A 12,092-nucleotide genomic window follows, 5' to 3' on the forward strand; every position below is an offset into this window, starting at 1 on the left:
ATTCGCCCCCCGGGCAATTCGCCAAATCTTTCCAAGACTTCTCTGAAGAAACCACAGACTCCACAGGGACATCGGGCGGGCACGGGGGCCCGCCCCGACGGGGACTGTCGTCATTCTTTCGTCTGCCGGGATGTGGCACCAACGGGCGGCTGGTAGCCGCCCCTGCGGGAACGGGTACCCCGTCGTAGGCGGCAGGGGCGAATCATGATTCGCCCCTATATATAGCGCAGCCGTCACCGTCCCTTCATCTACCTGGGGCGGGTAACAGCGTGCGGCTGGGAGCCGCACCTACGGTAGGGGCCACTTCCCGTGGGGGCCCGCCCCTGCGGGAACGGGTACCCCGTCGTAGGCGCAGCTCGTAGCTGCGCAGCCGTCGCTGCAGCAGCGGGCGCTAATCCAATTCAAACAAAGCTCTGATGTTTTGCATATGGCATGAAGGCCGTAAAACCGCTAAAGTAGATAGACGAATGTCGTGTGGCCTTTCAGGCAGGAAGTGACCTGCGGCTGCCCATGAAGTAGCTGAACGGCCCAACTGACGTACCTGCACAACGGCATCACGACCTGGTTTGGAAGCAGATGGGATACGCCTCACCCCGGGTTTCCACGGCTGTCAGTTTGGGTCCTGGCTACTTCAGGTGGCCAGGACCTTTGTTTTCCGGTGTTTTCCCGGCATTTCCCCGGTGAACGCCCGAAGGGATGGGGACGCTGCCTGTCGTCTCCGGCGGTCTGGGGCCGACCCTTGCCGTCGCCCCGGCCTTGAGACCGGCTGCATGCTCTGTTATGATTACCTGGGAGGTATTACATGTTTACCCATTTGCTGGTTCCTTTGGATGGGTCAGCCCTGGCCGAGTGTGTCCTGCCCCACGTGGTGGCCTTTGCCCGGAGCTTTCAGGCCCGGGTGACCCTGCTCCACGTTCTGGATGACGAAGGCTTCGCCGAGCAGGACCGCCCGGTGGATCCCCTGGAATGGCACCTGCGCAAAAGCGAATTCCAGGCCTATCTGGACGAGGTGGGCAAACGGCTGGCCGCGGTGGGTGTCGAGACCGAGAAGGTGATCCTGGAAGGTGAACCGGCCCAGACCATCATCGACTTTGCCCGCAGCCAGGCGGTGGACCTGATCGTGCTCAGCAGCCATGGCAAGTCCGGCCTGAATCCCTGGAACGTGAGCAACCTGGTCCACAAGGTGGTGCAGCGGGCCATCACATCGCTCCTGATCGTCCGGGCCTATCGCACCGAGCTGTGCGAACTGGGTGAGTTCCGCTATCGCCGCATCTTGCTGCCCCTGGATGGATCCGTCCGGGCCGAAAATGTGCTGGCGGCCGCCACCGCCCTGGCCGAAGCCAGCGACGCCACCCTGGTGGTGGCCCACGTCTTGCCCCAGCTGGAGCTGGTGGCCCGGGAGCCCCTCTCGGCCCAGGATCGACAACTGGTGGAGCAGGTGCGGGAGCGCAACCGGCGGGAGGCCGAAGCCTATCTGGAACAACTGGCCGCCCGGTTGCCGTCTAATACCAGTCGACACCTGCTGGTCAGCGACGACGTGGAGGCGGCCCTCCACGACCTGGTGATGGAAGAGTCCATCGACCTGGTCATTTTGAGCGCCCACGGCTATTCCGGCCAGCCCCGCTGGCCCGTGGGCAGTGTCACCGCCAATTTCATCATGTACGGCACCACCCCCTTGTTGATCGTCCAGGACCTGGGTCCGGACCAACAGGCGCTGCTGTTTGCCGAACACATTGCACACCAGCAAGGAGGAGTACGCATTCATGTCAGCCGCACAAGCGCCCACCCAACAGAGTGAAAATCCATCCCAGGCCGCTCCCTCGACCGCCGGCCCGGCGGACCAGGAGGCCCCGGCCGAGGGAGGAGCGCCCCAGTCGTTGGAGGACGTGGCGCGGCAGGTGGCAGAGGCCCGGGCCGCGCCACGTCGCGGCCCGGGCCGGCGCGGTTGGCTGCGGGAACGCCTGGACGGGTGCGAGGAGTTGCTGACCCAGGCCCACAGCCACTTTGCCAGTCAGGCGGGCGATGAACGCTGGCAACGCTCCCGGGTCGCCGAGTGGCTTCTGGACAACTATTACGTGGTCCGGCAGACCATCCGTCAGATCCAGGAGGACATGCCGGCCCGCTACTATGCCCAATTGCCCAAGCTTTCCACCCCGGGCGAAACCGACGTCCCCCGGGTCTACAACCTGGCGGTGGAGCTGGCCCGGGCCTGTGAACTCCACCTGGAACCGGAGCGCATTGTACGCTTCCTGCGCGCCTACCAGGAGACGACGCCCCTGACCATAGGCGAGGTCTGGGCCATCCCCGTGATGCTGCGGCTGAGCATGGTGGAGGCGTTGGCCGGCGTGGTGGCCCGGGCCGCAGGCCTGGCCCAGAAGCCCCAGGAAGCCGCCATCCACGCCTGGAGCGACTCCCTCGCCCTGCGGGATGAGGAAGCCGTAGCCCGCACCATCCTCAGCCTGCGAACCCTGGCTGCCCAGGACTGGAAGGAGTTCTTCGAGGAAGTCAACCGGGCTGAACAGGTCCTGCGCAGCGACCCGGCCGGCGTCTACGGCCAGATGGACTTCGACACCCGGGATACCTACCGCAAAGAGGTGGAGAAACTGGCCCTGGCCATCGGCCGGCCCGAGGAGGAGGTGGCCCAGGCGGCCGTGGCCCTGGCCCAGAGCCAGATGGGCGACGGCCAGCAAGATCCCGGGCGCCTGGCCCATGTGGGCTACTACCTGGTAGATGCAGGTCGCCCTCTGCTGGAGCAACACCTGGGCTATCGCCCCTCCTGGTGGCGACGCATGGGGCGCTGGCTGCGCGCCCACCCCACCCCAGTCTACCTGACCCCCATCGCCTTGCTCACTGCCCTGTTGGTGCTGCTCTTCGTGGCCTACGCCTGGCGCCAGGGGGGCAGCTGGCTCCAGCTGGTGGCTGTGGCCCTCCTGACCCTGGTGCCGGCCACCACCGTGGCCGTCAACCTGGTCAACGGCGTGGTCACCCGGGTGGTGCCGCCCAGTCGCCTGCCCAAAATGGATTTCGACGAGGGCATCCCGGCGGAGTACACCACCCTGGTGACTGTGCCGGCCCTCTTGACCGACCAGGAGGAGGTCACGGAGCTGCTGCGCCAGCTGGAACAGCACTATCTGGCCAACGGCGATCCCAACCTCCACTTTGCCCTGCTGACCGACTTTGCCGACGCCGATCAGGAAGAGCTGCCCGGCGACGCGGCGCTCCTGGCCCAGGTCCAGGCCGGCATCGAGGAGCTCAACGCCCGCTACCGCCGGGAGACACCCGGCCCCTTCTACCTCTTCCATCGCCGGCGGACCTGGAACCCCCAGGAGGGGGTGTGGATGGGCTGGGAACGCAAGCGGGGCAAGCTGGGCGAACTCAACCTCATGATCCTGGGCCGGGAACCCTTCTCGCCCTACACCTTCGTGGGCGACCGCTCGATCCTGTCCAAGGTCAAGTACGTGATCACCCTGGACGCGGACACCATCCTCTGGCGAGGTAGCGCCCGGCGGCTGGTGGCGACCCTGGCCCACCCCCTGAACCGGGCCACCTTCGACCCCGAGAGCGGCGAGGTGGTGGCCGGCTACACCATCCTGCAGCCCCGGGTTCAGCTCTCGCCCATGGTGGTCAACCGCTCTCGCTTTGTGCGCATCTTTGGCGGCGACAGCGGCTTCGACCTCTACACCCTGGCCGTCTCCGACGTCTACCAGGACCTCTTCGGCGAGGGCATCTATGTGGGCAAGGGCATCTACGATGTGGCTGCCTTCGAGCGCAGTCTCCAGGGCCGGCGCCTGGAGAACAGCCTGTTGAGCCACGACCTCTTCGAAGGCATCAACGGCCGGGCCGGCCTGGTGACCGATGTGGTGCTCTTCGAGGATTACCCGCCCAACTACCTGGCCTACATGGCCCGCCTCCACCGCTGGGTGCGGGGCGACTGGCAGCTCTTGCCCTGGCTCATGCCCAAGGTGCCCCTGAGCGACGGCCGGAAGGTGCCCAACTACTTCTCCCTCATCGACCGCTGGAAGATTGTGGACAACCTGCGGCGCAGCCTCTTCGCGCCTACCTTGCTGGCCTTGCTGGTGGCCGGGTGGTTCTGGCTGCCTGGCTCGGCCTGGCTGTGGACCCTGGCCGCCGTGCTGGCACCGGGGGTGCCCACCCTGGTCAACATCCTGGACACCGTCACCTGGAACGGCCTGCGTCGCGTCGTGGTCGACTCCGGCGCCCGCTGGCTGCTCTCCCTGATCTTCCTGGCCCACGAGGCCCTGGTCACCCTCCACGCCATCGGCATCACCCTGGTCCGCCTGACCATCACCCGGCGCCATTTGCTCCAGTGGACCACCTCGGCCCACATGGCCCGGATCCTGGGCAGCAACACCGGGCCCCTGCGCCACTGGCTACGCATGGCCAACAGTCCCCTCCTGGTGGTGGCTATCGTCCTGCTGGGCGGGCTGACGCACTTTGCCTGGCTGGCCGCCGCGCCCTTCCTCCTGGCCTGGCTGGTTGCGCCCCAGGTGGCCTACTGGCTGGATCAGCCCCTGGTCCAGCAACAGGAGAGCCTGGCCCCCCAGGAGCTCCAGGAATTGCGCAAGCTGGCCCGGCGCACCTGGCTCTACTTCGAGCAGTTCGTGGGGCCAGAGGATCACTGGCTGGCGCCGGATCATTTCCAGGAGTCGCCCCGGGGGCTGGTGGCCCACCGTACCTCGCCCACCAACATCGGCCTGGCGTTGCTCTCGACCCTGGCCGCCTACGACTTCGGCTACGTGGGCATCCTGGACCTGGTGGCCCGGCTGCAGAACACCTTCGCCACCCTGGACCGGCTGGAGCGCTACCGGGGGCATCTGCTCAACTGGTACGACACCCGCAGCCTGACCCCCCTGCCGCCCCGCTACGTCTCCACCGTGGACAGCGGCAACCTGGCCGGCTGTCTCATCGCGCTGCGGGAAGGCTGCCTGGAGGTGATGAACGCCCGGGTGATGGACTGGAAGCGCTGGCAGGGCCTGCTGGACACCCTCACCGTCATCCACGATGAGGTGGCCCGCCTGGCATCGGTGGCCCCCGCCCAGGTAGAGGCCATCCAGCAGTGGATGGACGAAGCCCGCGCCGAGGTCCACGGGGTGGAAGACGACCTGGACGGCCAGGTGGCGCTGGTGGCCCGCTTCACCCAGACCTACCGCACCGAGCTGGACCGCCGGGTCCTGGCCCTGTTGGAGGCGGACCTGGAGGAGGTGGACCCGGCGCTGCTGCACCGGCTGCGCACCTGGATCGACCGGCTCCACGCCCAGCTTTCCATCATGCAGCGGGAGCTGGACGCCCTGACGCCCTGGAGCCGCCTCCTGCCCCAGGCGCCGGATGCCCTGCGCCTGGCCGCGGGCGAACTGGGCTCCCGCTGGCAGGCCCTGCAGGAGGCCCTGCCCCTTTGCCCCCGCCTGAACCAGATCCCGGCCCTGTGCGATGAGGCAGCCGCTGCGCTGGAATCTCTGCGCAGCCACCTGGCCCCGGGAGAGGATGCCCCGGCCGATGCCGAGGCGATTCGGGCCTGGTGCCAGGAGCTGGACGAAGCCCTGGACACGGCCCGGCGCAACGCCCAGATGTTCCTGGAGCAGTATCGGGAGGTGGTGGACGCGGCCGAAGAGTGGCTGCGGCGGATGGACTTTGCCTTCCTCTATGATCCCCGGCGCCGGGTTTTCCGCATCGGCTTCAACGTGGATACCGGCCGGCCCGACGCCAACTACTACGACCTGCTGGCGTCCGAGGCTCGCATCGCCAGCCTGGTGGCCATCGCCAAGGGGGACGTGCCCCAGCGCCACTGGCTCCACCTGGCCCGCCCCTTCACCCGGATCGACGGGGGCGAGGTGCTCCTCTCCTGGAGCGGCACCATGTTCGAGTACCTGATGCCCATGCTGCTCATGGAGCACCCGGCCAACACCTTGCTGGGCCAGAGCTGCATACGGGTGGTGGACTATCAGATCGCCTACGGCCAGAAGAACAACATTCCCTGGGGCATCTCCGAATCTGGCTTCTACCAGTTCGACAACGCCATGAACTACCAGTACCGGGCCTTCGGCGTGCCCGGCCTGGGCTTCAAGCGGGGCCTGGGCGAGGACCTGGTGGTGGCGCCGTATGCCTCCCTGTTGGCCCTGCCCATTCGCCCCAAGGCGGTCGTCGAGAATCTGCAGCACCTCAACGAGCTGGGCATGCTGGGCACCTACGGCTACTACGAGGCCATCGACTTTACGCCGGCCCGCATGCCCCTGGGCCAGAAGCACGCCCTGGTGCGCTCCTTCATGGTCCACCACCAGGGGATGATCTTCCTCTCCCTGGCCAACTACCTGCGGGATCAGGCCACTGTGCGGCGCTTCCACCGGGACCTGCGCATCCAGAGCGTGGCCCTGCTGCTCCACGAGCAGATCCCCCACGAAGTGCCGGTGGAAGAGCTGGCCGAAGAGGAGGCCATGGCGGCCCTGGCCGTGGAGGCGCCCGTCACCATCGCGCCCTGGTCCGCCCCGCCGCGCCATCCCTTCCCCCTGGTTCACTACCTCTCCAACGGCCGCTTCGGCACCCTGATCACCGGGGCCGGCGGTGGCTTCAGTCGCTGGCAGGGTCGGGACCTGACCCGCTGGCGCGCGGATACCACCCGGGACCACTGGGGGGTGTGGGTCTACCTGCGGGACCAGGAGAGCGGCGAGCTGTGGTCGGTGGCGGCCCAGCCCGTGGCGACTGCTGGCGGCCACCTGGAAACCCACTTCTACCCCCACATGGCGGACATTCGCCACACCTACCAGGAGGTGGCCGCCAGCCTGGAGATTACCGTGCCGCCCGAACAGGATGTGGAAGTCCGCCGCATCCGCCTGACCAACCAGAGCGACCGACCCCGGCGTCTGCTCCTCTGCAGCTACGGGGAAGTGGTCCTGGCCGACCAGAACACAGATCGGCGGCACCCGGCCTTCAACAAGCTCTTTATCAGCAGCGAGTACCATCCAGACCTCAACGCGCTGCTCTTCCAGCGGCGGCCTCGCTCGGCGGACGAGCGGCCCATCTTCCTGGCCCATGCCCTGGTGTTGTCGCCGGGGCAGGAGGCCACCGGTTGGTATGAGACCGACCGGGCCAGCTTCCTGGGCCGGGATGGCTCCCCCCGGCGGCCTGCTGCCCTGACCCGGGGCGAGTTGGGGGCGCCCGGCAAGGTGGGCAACGTGCTGGACCCGGTGATGGCCATCGCCCAGGAGATCGAGCTGGGCCCCCACGACAGCGTGGAGGTGGCCTACATCACCGCGGCCGCCGAGAGCCGGCGGGCAGCGCTGGACCTGGTCTCCTATTACCACGCCTGGTCCCGGGTGCAGCGGGCCTTCGACCTCGCCCGGGGGCAGAGCGAGCAGGAGATGCGCTACCTGGAGCTGCAGGTGGGCGACCTGGAGCGCTTCCAGAAGCTGCTCTCCCTGCTCGTCTATCCCCATGCTGCCCTGCGGGCCGAGCCGGCCGTGCTGGCCGCCAACAGTCAGGGGCAGGCCCGGCTCTGGCCCTACACCATCTCCGGCGACTATCCCATCCTGCTGGTGAGGGTGCACGACGAATCGTCATTACCCCTGGTGCGGGAACTGCTGCGGGCCCACACCTACTGGCGCAACCGGGGCCTCCAGATCGACCTGGTGATCATGAACGAGAAGGAGGCCGGCTACATCCAGGACCTCCACGACCAGCTTCACCGCCTCCTGGCGCAGACGGACAACGACGCCTGGCTCAACCGCCGGGGTGGCATCTTCCTGGTCAACGCCCAGCAGATGCCCGAAGCCGACCGGGTGCTGCTGGCCAGCGCGGCCCGGGTGCTCCTGGACGCGTCCCGGGGCTCCCTGGAGGAACAGCTGGCCGAGATGCGCCTGCCCGGCCCGCCCCTGCCGGCCCTGGTGCCCACCCGTCGCCACGACGAACCGGCGGAGGAGACGCCGCCCCTGCCTCGACCGGGGGATCTGCAGTTCGACAATGGCTGGGGCGGTTTCAGCGCCGACGGCCGGGAGTATGTCATCTACCTGCCCTCGGGCCATTGGACGCCGGCGCCCTGGATCAACGTCATCGCCAACCCAGAGCTGGGCTTCCTGGTCTCCGAAGGGGGTGGCGGCTACTCCTGGGCCGAGAACAGCGGCGAGAACCGCCTCACCCCGTGGAGCAACGATCCGGTGCTGGACGAGCCCGGCGAGGCCCTCTACCTGCGGGACGAGGAGACGGCGGCCGTCTGGTCGCCCACGCCCCGACCTGCCGGCGACGACGCACCCTACCTCATCCGCCATGGCGCCGGCTACACCATTTTCTGCCATCACAGCCACGGCCTGAAACAGGAGCTTCGGCTCTTTGCCGCGCCGGATGCGCCGGTGAAGATCGCACAACTCCGCCTGGAGAACACCTGGCAGCGGGTTCGGCGCATCACCGCCACCTACTACGCCGAGTGGGTCTTGGGCGTTCACCGGGCCGATACCCAGCAGTATGTGATCCCAGAATACGACGCCGAGCGCCATGCCCTGCTGGCCCACAACCCCTACAACGCGGAATTCGGCCGGCGCATGGCCTTCCTGGCCGCCAGCAAGGAGCCCCACGGCCTCACCGGCGACCGGGCCGAGTTCCTGGGCCGCCTGGGGGACCTGGAGCGGCCGGCTGCCCTGAGCCGGATCGGCCTGGCCGGTACCCTGGAGGCAGGCCGGGATCCCTGCGCGGCCATCCAGCTGCACATGGACCTCCAGCCGGGTGAAGTGGAGGAGATCTACTTCATCCTGGGTCAGGGCCAGGACCGGGACGAAGCCCTGGCGTTGGTAGACCGTTTCCAGCAGCCAGACGCGGTGGCAGCTGCCTGGGAAAAGGCCACCGAATTCTGGGATCAGCTCCTGGGGACCGTCCAGGTCCAGACGCCCGACCCGGCCATGGATCTGCTCCTCAACCGCTGGCTCCTCTACCAGGACCTGGCCTGTCGCATCTGGGGCCGCTCGGCCTTCTACCAGTCCAGCGGGGCCTACGGCTTCCGGGATCAGCTCCAGGATGTCATGGCCGTGCTCCACGCCGCGCCCCACGTGGCCCGGGAACACATCCTGCGGGCAGCGCGCCACCAGTTCGAAGAAGGCGACGTGCTCCACTGGTGGCATCCACCGTCTGGCCGCGGGGTGCGCACCCGCATCGCCGACAACCTGCTCTGGCTGCCCTTCGTCACGGCCCACTACGTGCGGGTCACCGGCGACCGTTCCATCCTGGCGGAAAAGGTACCCTTCCGCCACGGTGAGCCGCTGGATGCCAACGAAGAGGAGCGCTACGACCACTATCCGCTGACCGAGGAAAGCTACACCCTCTACGAGCACTGCTGCCGGGCCATCGCCCGGGGCGCCACCAGTGGTCCCCATGGCCTGCCCCTCATCGGCGCGGGCGACTGGAACGACGGCTTCAACCGGGTGGGCATCCACGGCCGGGGCGAGAGCGTCTGGCTGGGCTGGTTCCTGTACGCCACCCTGATGCAGTTCGCCGAAATCGCCGAGCAGATGGGCGACGACGGTCGGGCCGGGGAGTTCCGCCAGAGGGCTATCCGACTCCAGCAGGCGCTGGAAGAGCACGCCTGGGACGGCGCCTGGTATCGCCGGGCCTACTACGACGACGGCTCGCCCCTGGGATCCCGGCAGAATCGGGAGTGCCAGATCGACGCCATCGCCCAGTCCTGGGCGGTCCTGTCGGAGGGGGGCGATCCCCAGCGGGCCCGCCAGGCCATGGAGGCAGTGGCGGAGCGGCTGGTGCGCGAAGAGGATCGGCTGATCCTTCTCTTCACCCCGCCCCTGGACAAGACGCCCCGGGATCCCGGTTACATCAAGGGGTATCCGCCCGGCGTGCGGGAGAACGGCGGCCAATACACCCATGCCGCCACCTGGACGGTGTGGGCCTACGTGGCCCAGGGGGATGGCGACCGGGCCGGCCGGTTGTATCGGCTGCTGAACCCTGTCTACCACAGCGACCGACCGGAGAAGGCCGCCCACTACCGGGTGGAGCCCTACGTGGTGGCCGCGGATGTCTACGGCGAACCGCCCCACACGGGCCGAGGCGGCTGGACCTGGTACACGGGCTCGGGCGGCTGGATGTACCGTCTGGGCCTGGAGGGCATCCTGGGGGTGCAACGGCGGGGCGACCTTCTGCGCATCGACCCGTGCATCCCCCGGGACTGGCCGGGCTTTCAGCTTCGCTATCGGGTGGGCCGTACCTGCTATCACATCCAGGTGGAGAATCCAGACGGCGTCAACCGGGGCGTGGCCTCCGTTCTGGTGGATGGGGAGCCTGCCGCCGACGGGGCCATCCCCCTGGTGGACGACGGCCAGGAGCACCATGTCCAGGTGCGGATGGGCACGCCGGGCCCCCACGGAGATGCGGAGCGGCGAATGACAGGAAACTGACAGATCGGCCCGTCGGCGATTTGATCCTGTCAACCTGACAGGAAATTGTAAGATCCTGGCGCGCCATCTGGACATGAACGGTGCTATACTGTCTGCAGCGAGAGACAATCCATCCAGACGCCCATCCCCTATCATCATTCGGGGGGCCATGGGACAGGCATGATGAGAGGAAACAGATGTTCGAAGCAGACAGCATGCGCCAGCAGGTTCAGAATAGCAAGGTTTCCGGTCGCTTGAGCTGGAAGTTGCGTGGATTGGCCCCGTTGGGCGTTGCCATCATGGTGTACAGTGTGTTGAGCGTGGTGTCGATTTTAATGATATTGCCCATGGGATAGTTGGGCGCTCGCTGTCAAAGCTATCTCAAAAAGCCATCTCAAGCGGGGCGGAATGGTCCGGACCATTCCGCCCCGCTTTGTGTTTCGAGGGATCCGTTGTCTGGGGTGACCCCACGGCAAGGAAGCCGGATTGGCGCAAACATTCCGATAATGTTGATCTAGCAACACGATAATGTCCCTCTTGCGCTTCCACTAACATTCGCGCCCTATGCTGTAGGCGAATACAACGGTGGAGCAGCAAAACGCTGACAAAAACCATCGGACACAACGCAAGGTTCCATATTCGGATTCTTGTGGGAAGCGCTTGTGAGAAGGAGGTAGCATCATGCTCACTCGACCGTTTTGGGGCTATACCTCGCCCTGGCAGGAGATGAACCGCCTGCAGCGGGAGATCAACCGGCTCTTCTCTGACCTCAGTCAGGGCATGGTCTCCACCGCGCCGGCCTACCCGGCCGTGAACGTGTGGACCAACCAGGAAGGGGTTGTGGTGACCGCCGAGCTGCCGGGCATCAACCCGGATGACCTGAATATTTCGGTTCTGGGCAACGTCCTCACCCTGAGCGGCAAGCGGGAACCCGAAGCCATCCAGGAGGGTGGCAAGGTTCACCGGCGGGAACGGGGCTACGGCCAGTTCACCCGCTCCATCCAGCTGCCTTTCGATGTGGATGCCAACAAGGTGGAAGCTACATACAAGAACGGCGTCCTCACCGTCACCCTGCCCCGGCTGGAGGAGGAGAAGCCCAAGAAGATTGCGGTGAAGGCCGCCTGACCCCAGGCATCCATGGCCCGGCCGGTCCAGCCGGCGGGCTGGATGACAACCAGGTGGGAACGTTTGAAATTCGACAGGAGGGTTACCATGGCCATGAACGCGGAGATGCAGGCCCAACAGGCCACCAAACAGGAAGCCACGGAAAGCGGCGTGGAACAGACTCGGGATCGTCGGGTCTTCGTGCCCCGGGTGGACATCTACGAGAGCGGCGATGATCTAATCGTGGTGGCGGATATGCCCGGGGTGGATGAGAACAACGTGGACATTACCCTGGAGCAGGATCGGCTGACCATCGTCGGCCGGGTCGATCCCGTGGCGCCCAACGGCTACACCCTGGCCTACGCCGAGTACGCCGAGGGCGACTACCGGCGCACGTTTACCCTGTCCAACGAGATCGACCGGGATCACATTGAGGCGACCATGAGCAACGGCGTGCTGCGCCTGCGCCTGCCCAAGGCCGCGCCGGCCAAGGCCCGCAAGATTGCGGTCAAGGCCGCCTGACGCAGCCATGGAGGGAATGATCCACAGATTCCACAGACTTTCTCTGGAACATCTGCGTTCATCTGTGTAATCTGTGGATCAAAT

4 protein-coding genes are annotated in these 12,092 nt (G+C 66.7%); all 4 read left to right on the forward strand.

The window, feature by feature from the left end; translation table 11 throughout:
* Positions 1–802: 802 nt before the first annotated feature.
* Positions 803–1,798 (forward strand): universal stress protein, encoded by a 996-nt coding sequence (locus FKZ61_RS04220; RefSeq protein ID WP_141608819.1) that lies wholly within the window; start codon positions 803–805, stop codon positions 1,796–1,798.
* On the forward strand, positions 1,764–10,403 hold the full coding sequence (locus FKZ61_RS04225) for a GH36-type glycosyl hydrolase domain-containing protein (RefSeq protein WP_141608820.1): 8,640 nt from the start codon (positions 1,764–1,766) through the stop codon (positions 10,401–10,403). Before FKZ61_RS04220 ends, FKZ61_RS04225 begins: the two co-directional genes overlap by 35 nt.
* A 660-nt stretch (positions 10,404–11,063) precedes the next feature.
* On the forward strand, positions 11,064–11,507 hold the full coding sequence (locus FKZ61_RS04230) for an Hsp20/alpha crystallin family protein (protein ID WP_141608821.1): 444 nt from the start codon (positions 11,064–11,066) through the stop codon (positions 11,505–11,507).
* 87 nt (positions 11,508–11,594) lie between these two features.
* Entirely contained in the window at positions 11,595–12,008 is a 414-nt protein-coding gene (locus tag FKZ61_RS04235) for an Hsp20/alpha crystallin family protein (protein ID WP_211358399.1), read from the forward strand.
* Positions 12,009–12,092 lie beyond the last annotated feature (84 nt).

It is taken from the genome of Litorilinea aerophila, assembly GCF_006569185.2.
GTDB lineage: Bacteria > Chloroflexota > Anaerolineae > Caldilineales > Caldilineaceae > Litorilinea > Litorilinea aerophila.

Coding starts and splice junctions, on each gene's coding strand:
- FKZ61_RS04220 (WP_141608819.1), top strand. CDS start 803: ATGTTTACCCATTTGCTGGTTCCTTTGGATGGGTCAGCCCTGGCCGAG.
- FKZ61_RS04230 (WP_141608821.1), top strand. CDS start 11,064: ATGCTCACTCGACCGTTTTGGGGCTATACCTCGCCCTGGCAGGAGATG.
- FKZ61_RS04235 (WP_211358399.1), top strand. CDS start 11,595: ATGGCCATGAACGCGGAGATGCAGGCCCAACAGGCCACCAAACAGGAA.
- FKZ61_RS04225 (WP_141608820.1), top strand. CDS start 1,764: ATGTCAGCCGCACAAGCGCCCACCCAACAGAGTGAAAATCCATCCCAG.